The sequence below is a fragment of the Lentisalinibacter sediminis genome (genome assembly GCF_040706615.1).
Taxonomy (GTDB): Bacteria; Pseudomonadota; Gammaproteobacteria; order Steroidobacterales; family Woeseiaceae; genus Lentisalinibacter; species Lentisalinibacter sediminis.
On record NZ_JAPDRF010000005.1, the window covers coordinates 193,496 to 208,414 of the forward strand.

The 14,919-nt window shown below is 69.3% G+C and carries 16 protein-coding genes; 10 read left to right on the forward strand and 6 right to left on the reverse strand.

Features of this window, described 5'->3' with window-relative positions; genetic code table 11:
• Positions 1–40: 40 nt before the first annotated feature.
• The 5 genes from rpmE to ACJMKX_RS11255 all read right to left on the reverse strand — a co-directional run bounded on the left by rpmE (position 41) and on the right by ACJMKX_RS11255 (position 4,021).
• Complete coding sequence (rpmE, locus tag ACJMKX_RS11235) at positions 41–244, reverse strand: 50S ribosomal protein L31 (protein WP_405225093.1); 204 nt, start codon at positions 242–244, stop codon at positions 41–43.
• Positions 245–595: 351 nt separating this feature from the next.
• Positions 596–1,804, reverse strand: coding sequence for a radical SAM family heme chaperone HemW (gene hemW, locus ACJMKX_RS11240; protein WP_405225095.1), 1,209 nt, complete (start codon positions 1,802–1,804; stop codon positions 596–598).
• Positions 1,801–2,409 (reverse strand): RdgB/HAM1 family non-canonical purine NTP pyrophosphatase, encoded by a 609-nt coding sequence (gene rdgB / locus ACJMKX_RS11245; protein ID WP_405225098.1) that lies wholly within the window; start codon positions 2,407–2,409, stop codon positions 1,801–1,803. The genes hemW and rdgB overlap by 4 nt, the downstream gene beginning before the upstream one ends.
• A 10-nt stretch (positions 2,410–2,419) precedes the next feature.
• Entirely contained in the window at positions 2,420–3,139 is a 720-nt protein-coding gene (rph, locus tag ACJMKX_RS11250; RefSeq protein WP_405225101.1) for a ribonuclease PH, read from the reverse strand.
• A 102-nt stretch (positions 3,140–3,241) separates the two neighbouring features.
• Positions 3,242–4,021 carry a PP2C family protein-serine/threonine phosphatase gene (locus ACJMKX_RS11255; RefSeq protein ID WP_405225104.1) on the reverse strand — a complete coding sequence of 260 codons (780 nt, stop codon included), beginning with the start codon at positions 4,019–4,021 and terminating at the stop codon, positions 3,242–3,244.
• Positions 4,022–4,198: 177 nt separating this feature from the next.
• Between ACJMKX_RS11255 and ACJMKX_RS11260 the strand changes: the two genes are divergently transcribed.
• The 8 genes from ACJMKX_RS11260 to ubiA all read left to right on the forward strand — a co-directional run bounded on the left by ACJMKX_RS11260 (position 4,199) and on the right by ubiA (position 12,373).
• On the forward strand, positions 4,199–5,053 hold the full coding sequence (locus tag ACJMKX_RS11260) for a YicC/YloC family endoribonuclease (protein WP_405225107.1): 855 nt from the start codon (positions 4,199–4,201) through the stop codon (positions 5,051–5,053).
• Positions 5,054–5,075: 22 nt separating this feature from the next.
• Positions 5,076–5,708, forward strand: coding sequence for a guanylate kinase (gmk, locus tag ACJMKX_RS11265; protein WP_405225110.1), 633 nt, complete (start codon positions 5,076–5,078; stop codon positions 5,706–5,708).
• Positions 5,709–5,838: 130 nt separating this feature from the next.
• Positions 5,839–6,120, forward strand: a complete 282-nt coding sequence (gene rpoZ, locus ACJMKX_RS11270) for a DNA-directed RNA polymerase subunit omega (RefSeq protein WP_405225112.1) — start codon at positions 5,839–5,841, stop codon at positions 6,118–6,120.
• Between the two features lie 47 nt (positions 6,121–6,167).
• Positions 6,168–8,327, forward strand: a complete 2,160-nt coding sequence (locus ACJMKX_RS11275) for a RelA/SpoT family protein (protein WP_405225115.1) — start codon at positions 6,168–6,170, stop codon at positions 8,325–8,327.
• Between the two features lie 11 nt (positions 8,328–8,338).
• Positions 8,339–8,734: a RidA family protein gene (locus tag ACJMKX_RS11280; RefSeq protein ID WP_405225118.1), complete on the forward strand. Its 396-nt coding sequence runs from the start codon at positions 8,339–8,341 to the stop codon at positions 8,732–8,734.
• The gene (gene recG / locus ACJMKX_RS11285; RefSeq protein ID WP_405225121.1) at positions 8,731–10,824 is read left to right on the forward strand and encodes an ATP-dependent DNA helicase RecG; all 2,094 of its coding nucleotides are present in this window, start codon (positions 8,731–8,733) and stop codon (positions 10,822–10,824) included. The genes ACJMKX_RS11280 and recG overlap by 4 nt, the downstream gene beginning before the upstream one ends.
• Positions 10,821–11,447, forward strand: coding sequence for a chorismate--pyruvate lyase family protein (locus tag ACJMKX_RS11290; RefSeq protein WP_405225124.1), 627 nt, complete (start codon positions 10,821–10,823; stop codon positions 11,445–11,447). Before recG ends, ACJMKX_RS11290 begins: the two co-directional genes overlap by 4 nt.
• Before the next feature lie 101 nt (positions 11,448–11,548).
• Positions 11,549–12,373: a 4-hydroxybenzoate octaprenyltransferase gene (gene ubiA / locus ACJMKX_RS11295; RefSeq protein ID WP_405226619.1), complete on the forward strand. Its 825-nt coding sequence runs from the start codon at positions 11,549–11,551 to the stop codon at positions 12,371–12,373.
• On the opposite strand, the gene ACJMKX_RS11300 is transcribed toward ubiA, so the two are convergent.
• Positions 12,339–13,172 (reverse strand): phosphoribosyltransferase family protein, encoded by an 834-nt coding sequence (locus tag ACJMKX_RS11300; protein ID WP_405225127.1) that lies wholly within the window; start codon positions 13,170–13,172, stop codon positions 12,339–12,341. The two genes, ubiA and ACJMKX_RS11300, sit on opposite strands and share 35 nt — an antisense overlap.
• Positions 13,173–13,257: 85 nt before the next feature.
• On the opposite strand from ACJMKX_RS11300, the gene ACJMKX_RS11305 reads away from it, so the two are divergent.
• Positions 13,258–14,139 (forward strand): methyltransferase domain-containing protein, encoded by an 882-nt coding sequence (locus ACJMKX_RS11305; protein ID WP_405225129.1) that lies wholly within the window; start codon positions 13,258–13,260, stop codon positions 14,137–14,139.
• Positions 14,140–14,389: 250 nt separating this feature from the next.
• The gene (locus tag ACJMKX_RS11310; protein WP_405225132.1) at positions 14,390–14,881 is read left to right on the forward strand and encodes a DUF2244 domain-containing protein; all 492 of its coding nucleotides are present in this window, start codon (positions 14,390–14,392) and stop codon (positions 14,879–14,881) included.
• Positions 14,882–14,919 lie beyond the last annotated feature (38 nt).

Below are 14,919 nucleotides of genomic sequence, written 5' to 3' on the forward strand. Positions count from 1 at the left end.
CGCACCCGGGAAGGCGTCCCAGGACCGGACGCCGGGTCCCTCAGGACATGCCGTACTTGCGGCGGAAACGGTCGACGCGGCCGCCCGAGTCCATGATCTTCTGCTTGCCCGTGTAGAACGGGTGGCAGGCGGAGCAGACTTCAACGTGCAGCTCCTCGCCGGCGGTCGAGCGGGTCACGAACTCGTTCCCGCAGCTGCAGATCACCTTGATCTCGTCGTAGCGGGGATGGATATCGGCTTTCATCGTCATTCTCCGGTCGTCGGCCCGCCGGGCGGACAGCGAAAAGGGGCGCGGAGCATACAGCGCGGCAGGGCTGCTGGCAAGTCCGCCCGGGACCTCCGGGAGGGGCCGCCCGTTATCCACAAATCCTGTGGATAACTCTGTGGAAGGATTTTGGCTAAACGCCGCAACCCCACGATTTTCAAGCCTCCCGGTTAGAATGTCTATTTTCTGTTCACAATAATAATTACAGTAATTTCAGTCGGTTAAAAGACTCTTACAAAGTCAGGTTGCAGCTGATTGCGACTCTACAAGCCAAATATAGGGCTAGTCCCGACATTGTGCATAACGGTCGCCGGCCGGACCGGCGCGGAGTCACCCGGCGGCTGCCCCGGAAGAGGGCAGGAACAGGGCCTGGAGGTCGTTCAGAAAACGCATGCCGAGGGCGCTCGGGCGCAGCGCGCCGGCGGCGTCGGCTTCGACCAGGCCGCGTCGGCGCGCGACCGTCAGCCCGGGTTCCAGAGCCCCCTGGTCCAGACCGGTGCGGGCCACGAAATCGGGCGTCGAGAAGCCCCGGGTGAGGCGCAGCGCATTCAGCATGTATTCGAAGACGAGATCTTCCGTGGCGACGGCGGCAGCTGCCTCTGCGGTGCCCCCGGCCAGCGCGGACTCCATCCAGGCCCGGGGGCTCGCCGGCTTGGCGTAGCGGCGCACGGTGCCCTCGGCATCGGTGATCTTGCCGTGGGCGCCGGCCCCGGCCGCCAGATAGTCGCCGAATTCCCAGTAGTTCAGGTTGTGCCGGCATTCCCTTCCTGCGCGCGCGAACGCCGACACCTCGTAGCGGCGGTAGCCGGCCGCCTCCAGCGCCTCGTGGCAGCGTTCCTGCATATCCCATGCGCTATCCGCGTCCGGGAGCGGCGGCGGAGAACGATAGAAGCGGGTGTTCGGCTCCAGCGTCAGCTGGTAATGGGAGATATGCGCCGGCGCCAGGGCGAGTGCCGACGAGACGTCCGCCAGCGCACCCGCCACGCTCTGCCGCGGCAACGCGAACATGACGTCCAGGTTCAGGTTGTCGATGCCAGCGCGCCGGGCCTCGTCGACCGCCGCGCGGGTCTCCGCCGCGGTATGGATGCGCCCGAGCGCGGCGAGCGAGGCATCATCGAAGCTCTGCGCCCCCAGCGACACCCGGTTGACGCCCGCGGCCCGGTACGCCGCGAAACTGCCCCGCTCGACGGTGCCCGGGTTGGCCTCCAGCGTGATCTCGGCGTCCGCGGCCAGGGTGTAACGGTCGGCCACTGCGTCGAGCAGACGGCCGATCTGCCCGGCGCTGAACAGTGACGGCGTACCGCCACCAATGAAAACCGTCTCGAGCGGCCGGCCGGCCGCGCGGACCGCCTCCGCCTCGAGGTCGGCGATCAGCGCGTCGATATAACGGTCACGGGGCGGCTCGTCACCGGCCCGGTGGGAGTTGAAGTCGCAGTAGGGGCACTTGCGCACGCACCAGGGCAGATGCAGGTAGAGGGTGAGGGGAATAGGCACGCCAGCCACCGTAGCGGCCCGGTCCACCTCGGGGCCGGCACTCATCCCGCTTCTCCCGCCCCGAGGCGACGGGCCAGCTCCCGGAGCGCCCGCGCGCGGTGGCTCACGCGGTTCTTCTCCGCCGGCGGCAATTCGGCCGCACTCCGCCCGAGCTCCGGATCGAAGAAAACCGGATCGTAGCCGAAGCCGCCCCCGCCGCGGCGCCCGGTCAGGATGCGTCCCCGCCAGACGCCCTCGGCGATCACGGGCTCCGGGTCTTCGGCGTGGCGCAGGAACACCATGACGCAGCGGAAGGCGGCGGTGCGGTCCCGCGTGCCTTCCAGCGCGGCGAGCAGCCGGTCGATGTTCGCAGAGTCGTCGGCGGGCTCACCCGCATAGCGGGCCGAGCGGATGCCCGGGGCGCCCCCGAGCGCATCCACTTCCAGGCCGGAGTCGTCCGCGATGGCCGGCCGTCCCGCGTGTGCGGCCGCGTTGCGGGCCTTCAGGAGCGCGTTCTCGACGAAGGTGAGGCCGGTCTCCTCCACATCGCCGATGCCTAACTCGCCCTGGGAGACCACCTCCACCCGGAACTCCGCCAGGATGGCCCGGATCTCGGCGAGCTTGCCCTGGTTGCCTGTGGCCACCACGATGCTCGAGCCCGCCTGCAGCACGGCTTACTCCTCAGGCGGCGGCCAGCGCCTGGTTCTGCGCCGCCACGAGCTGACCGATGCCGGCGCCGGCGAGGTCCAGCAGGCGTTCGAGTTCGTCGCGACGGAAGGCATGACCCTCGGCGGTACCCTGCACTTCGATGAAGGCGCCCGCATCGTTCATCACGATGTTCATGTCGGTCTCGGCTTCGGAATCCTCGGCATAGTCCAGGTCGAGCAAGGGCTCGCCCCGGTAGATGCCCACCGAGACGGCGGCCACCTGGCCGTGCAGCGGGTTCTTTGCCAGGGCGCCCTTCTTCTTCAGCCGCTCCATGGCCAGGGCCAGGGCCACGTAGCCCCCGGTGATCGAGGCGGTGCGGGTGCCCCCGTCCGCCTGCAGCACGTCGCAGTCCACGGTGACGGTGCGCTCGCCCAGCGCGGAGAGATCCGCCACGGCGCGCAGCGAGCGGCCGATCAGACGCTGTATCTCCTGGGTGCGTCCGCCCTGCCGGCCGCGGGCGGCCTCCCGGGCCGTGCGCGTATGCGTGGCGCGGGGCAGCATGCCGTATTCGGCGGTGATCCAGCCCTGGTGGCGCCCCCTGAGCCAGGGCGGCACGCGGTCCTCCACGCTGGCCGTGCACAGGACACGGGTGTGGCCGCACTCGATGAGGACGGCGCCCTCGGCGTGGCGGGTGTAATCGGCAATGAAGACCACCGGACGCAGTTCGTCCGGGCGGCGCCCGCTTGGTCGCATATCGCTACTGCCTTGTTCTGTTCCGGAGAGTCATTCTCCGGAGGGTTCTGTTCCGGAGAATTGTGTTCCGGCGAGTCTGGTTGCGGCGTGGTGCCGACCCGGTCAGCCGAGCCAGCGAATGGAGGCCGCCGTCGTGTTGTCGCTGTGGGGACCGTTGGCGCGGACGGCGCGCTCGCCCAGCTCGCGCAGATTCTCCACCACCGCATGATCGGCCCGTCCGGCTATCCTGGCGATGTCGCGCTCGCCGAGCCCCGACCACAGCCCGTCCGTGCAAGCTATCAGCACATCCCCGCTTTGCAAAGGCTTCTTGCGCGTCACGGTGATGCCGGGCAGGGCCTGGTCGCCGCCCAGGCAGGACTCGACGAAATTGCGCATCGGGTGTTCGCGGGCCTCGCGCTCGTCAATCACGCCTTCGCGCAGCAGCACCTCCACGTGGCTGTGGTCACGGGTGCGGCCGCGGATGCGCCCGCCGCGTACCTGATAGATGCGGCTGTCGCCGACATGCGCCCACCAGGAGGCCTGATCCTGCACGAGGCAGACCGCGCCGGTGGCGCGGGGGCGGTGATCCACGTCGGTCTGCGCGCCCACCGCCACCACGGCGTCATGGGCGCGGCCCATGGCGGCATACAGGAAGCCCTGGGGATCGAATACAGGGTGCTCCGCGGCGGCGAAGTCCTTCTGCACCGATTCCAGCGCCACCTCCGCGGCCAGCGCGCCGTCCGAGTGGCCCCCCATGCCGTCGAACACCAGCAGCATCGCGGCCCGCTCGCTGACGACGATGGCGACCCGGTCCTGGTTGTCCCGGCGATCGCCGGTGAGAGAGATTTTCGCGTATTCGATGCGCACGTGTTCCCGGGCGGGCGCAGCGCCCGCAAGCAGCACGACTCCTGAAGAACGGTGACGGAGGGTATACCACTTGCGCCGCCCCGGGGAGGGCACGGGTCGCAGATTCGCAGAGACCCCCCGTGGCAACGATCGGTGGCAGCGTGCGCCGGGGCACGCTTACAATGCCGGCCCTCCGTCACCGCATCCCGAGTGGAGACACCGATGTTACGCAGCATGACAGGGTTCGCCCGCAGCGAGCGCCAGACAGAGTTCGGCGATCTCGCCTGGGAGGTGCGCTCGGTCAACCATCGCTACCTGGATCTGCAGTTCCGGCTGCCGGACGTGCTGCGGGGCGCCGAGGCGGAGTTCCGCCGCGCCGCCGGCGAGCGACTGGGGCGCGGCAAGGTGGACCTGAGCCTGACGCTGCGGCGCGGCGGCGGTGCCCGGCGGGAACTCGCCATCGACTCAGCGCTGGTCGGGCGCATCGCCGAGGGCGTCGCGGTGGTCCGCGAGCGATTCGGCGAGACCGGCCCGGTGGACCCGATGGAAGTGCTGCGCTGGCCCGGCGTCATCGAGGAGCCGGCCGTGGAGCAGGATGCCTTGCTCGCCGAGAGCCTGTCTCTGCTGGACGAGGCGCTAACGACCCTGGACGAGATGCGCCGCGCGGAGGGCGCGCGGCTGGCCGAGACGCTGCTGGGCCGCACGGAAGACGTGGCCCGACTCGCCGCCGCCGTGCGGGCGCGGCGCCCGGAGGTGCTGGCCGGCATCGAGCAGAAGCTGCGGGAACGCCTGGCCCGCCTGGACGTGGAGGCAGAACCCGGCCGGCTGGAGACGGAACTGGCCATCATCGCCCAGAAGATGGATGTGGATGAGGAACTGGATCGGCTGGACAGCCACGTCGAGGAGATGCGCAGCGCGCTCGAACGGGACGAGCCCGTGGGCCGACGGATCGACTTCCTGATGCAGGAGTTCAACCGGGAGGCCAATACGCTCGGCTCGAAATCCGGCGACCCCGAAACCACCCGCGCCTCGGTCGAGCTCAAGGTGCTCATCGAGCAGATGCGCGAGCAGATCCAGAACATCGAGTAGCGCCATGGCGACAGGCAGGCCCTTGGTTACACAGAGGGAAAGACAGAGCGGAAAGCTCATCGTCATCGCGGCGCCGTCGGGGGCCGGCAAGACGACGCTGGTGCACGCGCTGATCGCACGCAACCCGGACTTCGTCTTCTCGGTGTCCTACACCACCCGGCCGAAGCGGCCGAACGAGGAGCACGGCCGGGACTACTTCTTCGTCAGCGAAGAGGAATTCCGGCGCCTGGACCGGCAGGGGGAGTTCCTGGAGAGCGCCCGGGTATTCGACAACTATTACGGCACCAGCCGCAGGCAGGTGGAGAGCGAACTCGCGGCGGGCCGCAACGTGGTGCTGGAAATCGACTGGCAGGGGGCCCGGCAGGTGCGCGCCGCCATGCCCGAGTGCCGCAGCATATTCATCCTGCCGCCCTCGGTGGAAGCGCTGGAGCGGCGGCTGCGCAGCCGCCGCACCGACCCCGAGGACGTGATCCGGCGGCGTCTCCGCGACTCCCTCAGCGACCTCTCCCACTGGGACGAGTTCGACTACGTGGTGATCAACGACGACCTCGAGCGCGCCATCGACGAGCTGGAGGGCATCGCCACCGGGCGTTACCGCCGCAATCGGGTCGGCGCCGAGGCCACCCGGAAAAAGCTCGCTCACCTACTGGTTTAGGAGCGGCTCCTTACAGTACACTGACGGGTCCGGAGTCCGATTCTTCCCGCGGTCCGCAACGTTCCGCATTATTCGAGACAGGCTGGGGTCGCCTTTTTACAGCCTTGCAACAGCCTTGGAGTAGCCGATTATGGCCAGAATTACCGTCGAGGACTGCCTCGAGAACATCGACAACATTTTCGAACTCGTGCTGGTCGCATCCAAGCGCGCCCGGCGCGTCGCCAATGGTGCCGATCCCTACGTGGAGCTGGAGAACGACAAGCCCACGGTCGTCGCTCTGCGCGAGATCGCCGAGGGCCACGTGACCCCGGCCATACTCGACGAGGCGGACCAGCCTGCAGAGGACCTGCTGCGCGCGGAATCCGGCTCCGAGGACCTGATGCCCATGCGAGGGCTGTCGCTCGGCGAGTAAGCGCTGACAAAACCGGTGCCGCCCCCCGGCACCGACCGGTTCACCCCATGGATTACGCCGCCTCGATCCGCTCCAAACTGCCCAAGACGCGGCGCTCCACGGGTCTCAAGCAGCTCCTGCAGAAACTCGAAGACTACATGGCCGACGACCAGATCGCGCTGGTCGTCAAGGCTTACGAGTTCGGCGCCGAGGCGCACGCCGGGCAGATGCGCCAGTCCGGCGAGCCCTACATCTCCCACCCGGTCGCGGTCGCCGGCATCCTCGCGGACATGCGCATGGACGCCAAGGGCATAGCTGCGGCCATCCTGCATGACGTGATCGAGGACACGCCGGCGGCCAAGGGACAGCTCGAGAGCGAGTTCGGCGCGGATATCGCCGCCCTCGTCGACGGCGTCACCAAGCTGGACCAGCTGCAGTTCCGCAGCCGGCTGGAGGCCCAGGCGGAGAGCTTCCGCAAGATGCTGCTGGCGATGGTCGAGGACATCCGGGTGATCCTGGTGAAGCTCGCCGATCGTCTGCACAACATGCGCACGCTGGAAGCCCTGCCCCGCGAGAAGCAATCCCGCATCGCCCGGGAGACGCTGGAGATCTATGCCCCCATCGCCAACCGGCTCGGCATCAATACGCTGAAGGTCGAACTGGAGGACCTGGGCTTCCGCTACACACGACCCTACCGCTACCGGGTGCTGGAGCGTGCGCTGAAGAAGGCGCAGGGCAACCAGCGCCAGATCGTCAAGAAGATCAGCGACACCCTCGAGAAGGAGCTGGCGCGCCACGAGATCGCGGCCAGCGTCGCCGGGCGGCAGAAGCACCTGTACTCCATCTACCGCAAGATGCTGGTGAAGGGGCGCACCCTCGGCGAGATCGTGGACGTCTACGGCTTCCGCATCGTCGTCGAGGACGTCGACGACTGCTACCGCGCGCTGGGCCTGGTACACAAGGTCTACAAGCCGATGCCGGGCCGTTTCAAGGACTACGTGGCCATACCGCGGGTAAACGGCTATCAGTCCCTGCACACCACCTGCTTCGGCCCGCGGGGGCTGCCGCTGGAGGTGCAGATCCGCACCCGGGAGATGGAGCTGGTGGCGGAGAGCGGCATCGCCTCCCACTGGCGCTACAAGGCCGAGGACAAGTCCGCCGCCTCGCCCCAGCTGAGGGCCCGGGAATGGCTCTCCAACCTGGTGGAGCTGCAGCAGGACGACAGCTCGGAGGAATTCCTGGAGAGCGTGAAGGTGGACCTGTTCCCCGACAAGGTCTACGTGTTCACACCCAAGGGCGACATCCGCCGCCTGCCCCGGGGCGCCACCGCGGTGGACTTTGCCTACGCCGTGCACACGGATATCGGCAACCGCTGCGTCGCCGCCAAGATCGACCGGCGCCTGGTACCGCTGAGGACGCCGCTGTCCAACGGCCAGACCGTGGAGATCATCACCAACAAGGGCGCCCGGCCGAACCCGAACTGGGTCAACTTCGTGGTCACCGCAAAGGCACGTTCCGCCATTCGCCACTATCTGAAGAACCTGCGCCGGGGCGAGGCCGCGGAACTCGGCAAACGCCTGCTGGAGCAGGCGCTGAAGGAGCAGAAGTCCTCGCTGCGCAAGGTGGACAAGAGCTCCATGACGCAGGTGCTGGAAGCCTTCGGCCTGAACAACAAGATCGAGCTTTACGAGCAGCTCGGCCTGGGCGAGCGGCTGTCGCCGATCGTCGCTCGCCTGCTGCTCGGGGTCGACGCCGGCGAGGTGCAGCCGGCCGTGCGCGAGAGCACATCGCTCACCATCACCGGCACCGAGGGCATGGTGGTGACCTATGCGCGCTGCTGCCACCCGATCCCCGGCGATGCCATCATGGGGCACCTGTCCAGCGGCCGCGGCGTCGTCATCCACAGGAACGTCTGTCACAACCTGGCGAATTTCCGCAAACACCCCGAGAAGTGGGTGACGGTGAACTGGCGCAGCGACATCGACCAGGACTTCACGGCCCAGGTAACGCTGATCGCCGTCAACCGGATGGGGGTTCTGGCGGAGGTGGCGGCCACCATCTCGGCGGCCCAGTCGAACATCGAGCAGGTTTCGGTGCGGGAAGGCGACGACGACGCCTCGGTGATGACCTTCCTGCTGCAGGTGCGGGACCGCCAGCATCTGGCTGCCGTGCTGCGCAGCATCCGCAAGATGCCCAGCGTCATCAAAGTCACCCGCGACTGCGCCTGACCGGAGGAAGCATGCAGAAGAAACACGTGGTCACACCGGCCGCACCCGCCGCCATCGGCACCTACTCCCAGGCCGTCGAGACGGGCGGCGTCGTCTATGTCTCGGGGCAGATCCCGCTCGATCCCGCCACCATGCAGATCGTACAGGGGGAGTTCGCCGACCGCGTGCGGCAGGTGTTCCGTAACCTGGCGGCCATCGCGGAGGCGGCGGGCGGCAGCCTCGCCGATGCCGTGAAGCTCACCATCTATCTCACCGACATGGCCAACTTCGCCACCGTGAACGAAGTGATGGCAGAGTTCTTCGATGAGCCGTATCCCGCCCGGGCCGCCGTCGGCGTGGCCGCGCTGCCGAAGGGGGCCGACGTAGAGGCGGACGCCATCCTTATTCACGGCACCAGCATGCCGTGAACCGGGACGCCGGCGCCTCCGGGAGCCCGGGCCTCGGCTCGCCGCTGACGGCGCTGAAGGGCGTCGGCCCGGCGCTGGCGGAGAAGCTCGCCCGCCTCGGCGCGGAGTCGGTCGAGGATCTGTTGTTCCTGCTCCCGCTGCGCTACGAGGACCGCACGCGGGTGACCCGCATCGGCTCGGCCGGGCACGGCGAGCGGGTGCTGGTCGCCGGCGATATCCTGCTCTCGGAGACCGTATACCGGGGCCGGCGGTCCCTGCTCGTGCGCGTCACCGACGGCAGCGGGCAGCTCACGCTGCGCTTCTTCCATTTCTCCCGCTCCCAGCAGGCGCGCCTGTCCCGGGGCTCGCGCATCGCCTGCTACGGCGAGGTCCGTCCCGGCCCGGCGGGCAAGGAAATGGTGCATCCCGAGTACCGGCTGCTGGGCGCACAAGAACCGGTGCCGGTGGAGGACAGGCTGACACCGGTGTACCCGACCACCGAGGGCGTGCAGCAGGGTCGCCTGCGGCGCCTCGTGGCGGAGGCACTGGACATGATGCGCCGGGAGGCTCCCACCGAGCTGGTGCCGCGCCAGGTGCTGGAACGCACGGACCTGCCGACGCTGACGGAGGCGGTGCAATACCTGCACCGGCCGCCGCGGGGAGTGGACCTGGCGGAACTCGCCGGCGGCAGCCACCCCTGCCAGCAGCGCCTGGCCTTCGAGGAGCTGCTGGCTCATCACCTCAGCCTGCGACGGCTTCGTCATCGGATTCGCGACGAGCTGGCACCGGCGCTGGCCGACGACGACGGCCTGGCGCAGCGGTTCCTGGACAGCCTGCCGTTCCGGCTGACGGACGCCCAGAAACGGGTGCTGGCCGAGATCTCGGCGGACATCGCCCGGCCCCACCCCATGCTGCGCCTGGTGCAGGGCGACGTCGGCTCGGGCAAGACCGTGGTCGCGGCCGCTGCCTGCCTGAAGGCCATCGCGGCGGGGTGCCAGGCGGCGCTCATGGCACCGACCGAGCTGCTCGCCGAGCAGCATTATCGGAGCTTCAGCGCCTGGCTCGAGCCGCTCGGCATCCGGCCGGTCTGGCTCACCGGCAGCCTCCGTTCCGCGGTGCGGCGCGAGGCGCTGGCCGCCATTGCCGACGGCAGCGCGGCAATGGTCATCGGCACCCATGCGCTGTTCCAGGAATCCGTCGCCTTCGACAACCTCGCGCTGGTGGTGATCGACGAACAGCACCGCTTCGGCGTACACCAGCGCCTCGCCCTGCGGCAGAAAGGCGAGCAGGGCGTAACCCGGCCGCACCAGCTGGTGATGACGGCCACGCCCATCCCGCGCACGCTCGCCATGACCGCCTACGCCGATCTCGATACCTCCGTCATCGACGAGCTGCCGCCGGGCCGCAGGCCCGTGACCACCGTGGTGCTGCCGGAGACGCGCCGCGAAGAGGTCATCGAGCGGGTGCGGCGTGCCTGTGCCGAGGGTCGCCAGGCCTACTGGGTGTGCCCGCTGGTGGAGGAGAGCGAGCAGCTCGACTACCAGGCGGCCGAGGCCAGCTACCGGATGCTCGGCGAGGCGCTGCCCGACATACCGGTGGGCCTGGTGCACGGCCGCATGAAGCCGGCCGGGAAGGAAGCCGTGATGCAGGCATTCAAGGCCGGAGAACTCAGGCTGCTGGTGGCCACCACCGTGATCGAGGTGGGCGTGGACGTGCCGAACGCCAGCCTGATGATCGTCGAGAACGCCGAACGCATGGGCCTGTCCCAGCTCCACCAGCTGCGCGGGCGGGTGGGTCGCGGCAGCCGCGAGAGCACCTGCCTGCTCATGTACCGGCCGCCGCTGTCGGAGATGGCGCGGCGGCGCCTGGCCGTGCTGCGTGAGACGGGCGACGGTTTCCTGGTGGCAGAGGAAGACCTGAAGCTGCGCGGGCCCGGCGAGGTGCTGGGCACGCGGCAGACCGGCGCCATGCAGCTGCGCATCGCCGATCTCAGCCGCGATGCCGATCTCATGCCCAAGGTGCAGCTCGCCGCCGCAGCCGTCTCGCCGGCGGACGCCGAAGCCATCATCCAGCGCTGGCTGGGCGGCGCCAGCCGCTACGGCAGCGTTTGACGAAGCCGGGACCGCCGCGCTGCACTGTCATGGAGCGCGATCTCGTCTACACTCTGCAACCCATGCTTCCCGCTAACGAACAAGCCTCGGGCGACGGCCGCTGGTCGGAGACCATCCCGGCCTCGGTGCCCGCCGGCCTGACCGGCTGGCTGGCCGACCACGGTCTGCTCACGCCCCGTATCCGTTCGTTCCAGCCGGCGAGCTTCCGCCTCGCGGTGCACGCCGAGCGCCGCCGGCGGCTCGACAGGGAGGAACGGGCGCTGCTCGACGGCGACGCCGGGGAGGCACTGGTCCGCGAGATCAGCATGGGCGGGGCCGCCGGCGAACTGGTGGTGGCCTCGAGCATCATCCCGGCAGAGACCCTGGAGCGTTTCCCGAGCCTGGCCGCGTTGGGCGAGCGCCCTCTCGGCGAGGCACTGGCGCGCCTGGACGAGGTGAGCCGGGAGCCGTTCTGCTACGCCGTATTCGAGCCGGGGGACCGCGGCTACCCGGCGCTGCCCGAGCGCATGCCGGCCGGACGGCTGTTCGCGCGGCGTTCGGTGATCCGCGTGGCGGGCGCGCCGATTCTGGTAATCGAGTATTTTCCCGCCAGCCTGGCGGCACCGGAGGGCGCGGCGCTGTGAGGACGGGGGCCGCTTCCCGCGGGCAGGCCCGGGCAGCGGACGGTACCCGCCCCGGCTTCCTGGCGGTGCTGCTCTCCCAGCTCGGGGTCTACGCCCGGCTCATGCGGCTCGACCGGCCCATCGGCTTCTACCTGCTGATGTGGCCCACGCTGTGGGCGCTGTGGGTGGCAGGCGACGGCCGCCCGGACGAGGGCATCTTCGCCATCTTCATGGCCGGCGTCGTGGTCACCCGCTGCGCCGGCTGCATCATCAACGACATTGCCGACCGTGGGTTCGACCCCTATGTGACCCGCACCCGGGAGCGGCCGCTGGCCACGGGCAAGGTGAGCGTCGTCGAGGCGGCCCTGCTGTTCGTCGGCCTCGGCCTGATCGCCATCGGCCTGGTGACGCTGCTGAATCCGCTCTCCCGGGTGGTCGCCGCCGCCGCAGCGGTGCTCATTATCGTCTACCCCTTCGTGAAGCGCATACTCTCGGTGCCCCAGCTCGTGCTGGGGGCGGCCTTCGCCATGGCCATTCCGCTGGCGTTCGCCGCACAGACGGGCGAGATTCCGGAGATCGCCTGGCTGATGTTCGCCGTCACCGTGATCTGGGCCATCATCTACGACACGATGTATGCCATGGTCGACCGGCCGGACGACCTGCAGGTGGGCATCAAGTCGACGGCGATCCTGTTCGGCGACGCCGACCGCTTCATGATCGCCGCGCTGCAGGGCCTCATGCTGCTGGGACTCGTGCTGATGGGCACCCGTCTCGCCATGGGCCTCTGGTTCTTCCTCGGCGTGGCGCTGGCCGGCGGCTTCATGGCCTGGCACCAGTATCTCATCCGTGACCGGAATACCGCCGACTGCTTCCGCGCCTTCCTGAACAACCACTACATCGGCATGATGGTGTTCATCGGCATCGCGCTGGATTACCTGTTCCGCTGAGCGCACGTGCCGCGGCGACCACGCTGACCCGGGCGCAACCGCCGTCGCGCAGCAGGGCCGCGATCTCCCGCGTGGTTGCGCCGGTGGTGACGACGTCGTCCACGATCACGGCGTGCCCGAAATCGGCGGGGCGCTGCAGCCGGAAGGCGCCGGCCACGTTTCGGCGCCGCGCCCGGGCGCTCAGGGACGACTGTTCCCGGGTGGGACGAATGCGGACGACCAGATCCCCCGCCAGGCGGCAACCGAGACGCCGGGCCAGCGGCCGCGCGATTTCCAGAGCCTGATTGTAACCCCGGGCGGCGAGCCTCCGGCGATGCAGCGGCACCGGGATCAGCACCGCCGCTGGGCCGGGGCAGAACGCCGGCTGCGCCTCCAGCGCTGCGGCGACGATCCCGGCCAGCAGCGGCCCGTGCCAGAGACGGGCGTTGAACTTCAGCTCGGTGAGCAGCCAGTCCGCGGGGAAGGCGTAATGCAGCGGCGCCAGCGTCAGGTCCATCGGCGGCGGGTATCGCCGGCAGGCGATGCACAGGCTGCCCGCGCTCACGGGTTCGGCGCAGCGTCGGCAGGCGTCGGCAATACGGGGCAGGTCGCCGAGACACCCGGCGCAGATGTCCGGCACGGTCCATTGGTCGCCGCGCTGGTCGCCGAGTTGGTCGTCGATTTCGCCGCCGGGACGGTTGCCGTCCGGGTAACAAACGGGCTCGCCGCACAGCGCACAGCGCGGCGGGAACAGGAGGCGGGCCAGGGAATCGAGTGCGGCGCGGCAGCGCGTCATGGCGCAGGTTACGGCAGTCGTCATAGCCGGATCTTGCGGGTGCGCGTCCACGGGTACAGCCGGATTTTCCGCCGGCAGCCGGCATTTTTGCCGTAAGCTTCCCGGCCTCATGGATGTGCCCGACCGACCAGCCGCCTCCGCCCCGCGCCGCCGGGAGGTACGCCGCCGCACCGACGCCAGCGTGGCCGGGGCGGACGACTTCCTGTCGGCCCGGACCCGCGAGGAACTGCTTTCCCGCTTGAATCTCGCCGCCATCCGGCCACGGCGCGTGCTGGACGCCGGCGCTGCCACCGGCCGCGCCTCGGCAGAACTCGCGCGCCGCTACCGGGGCTGCCGCGTGGTCTCGCTGGACCTCTCGCCGGCCCGGCTCGCCGCGGCCCGACGGAGCCACAGCCGCTTCGCCCGCCGCGACGAGGTGGCCGGCGATGCCGCCCGCCTGCCCTTCCGCGACCGGGTCTTCGACATGGTGTTCGCCAACCTGCTGCTGCCCTGGTTCGCCGATCCGGCTCCGGTGCTGGCGGAGACCGCCCGCGTGCTGCGCCCCGAGGGTCTGTTCACCTTCACCAGCCTGGGCCCGGACAGCTTCCGGGAGCTGCGCGACGCCTGGCGGGCGCTGGATGAGGGCGAACACGTGCAGGCATTCCCGGACATGCACGACCTCGGCGATGCGCTGGTCCGTGCGGGCCTGCGCGACCCGGTACTCGACGTCGAGCATCTCACCGTGACCTATGCGGAGCCTGCCGCGCTGTGGCGAGACCTCACCGCGGCGGGTGCCCGCAACACGCTGGCCGGCCGCGGCCGGGGACTGGCGACGCCCGCACGCTTTCGGCGCCTCGCAGACGCCTGGGGAAGGCTGCGTGGGGAAGACGGCCGCCTGCCGCTGACCGTCGAACTGGTCTACGGCCACTGCTGGGGCGGCAGCGGGCTGCCCGGGGCCGATGCCGACGGCGCGGTACGCATCAGTCCGCAACAGATAATGAGACGCACTTGAGACGTGGTGACCCGGTCTCTTGCACGGCGGGCGGGCGCCCCGATAATCGAAACATCACGGAAGTTCAGGCACCTCGGCCATCGCTTGCCGCAATTCCATGATTTATCAACATTAATTCGAGATGGAAAGCCACTTGCGCAGTTGCACCCGGAAGGCCGTTTCTTTAGACTCCCGTGTCCGCGGTCCGGCGGGTCCGGACCGGCGGACCGAGGACCAGGGAAATTCAGGATCAGCTGCAGGATCTATCCAGTTGCACCGCTTCGAACTGAAGCCGAATTGTTCCCTGGATTCCCGCACGGCAACGCTCTTTTTCGTCTCGATCCTGGCGGTCTCCATGACGGTCGCCGGCGGCTTCGCGGCGATGGGTTACTGGCCGGTGCTGCCGATGGCCGGGCTGGAACTCTCCGGGCTAGGCGCGGCGCTCTGGCTGAGCATGAGACGCGGCCGCGACCGTGACCTGATCGACGTCGGGCCGGACGAGGTACTCGTCAGCCGTCTGCGGGGCCGGGAACGGCGTGACCAGCGCTTCCTGCGGGCCTGGACGCGGGTACGCTATGCCGGTGGCCGGCGAGCCGGCGCGCCCGGCAGGCTGGAGATCGGCGCCCACGGGCGCTGGTGCGCGGTCGGGGAATTCCTGACCGACGCCGAGCGTCGTGGGCTCGGAGAGAGATTGAAGCGAGTACTGGCAGAGCCGGCGGCGCCGGACGACGACCGCGGGGCGCAGCAGGATGCGCAACCGTGACAGGATGACCACACCGGCCGCGGCCGGCAGGACAACAG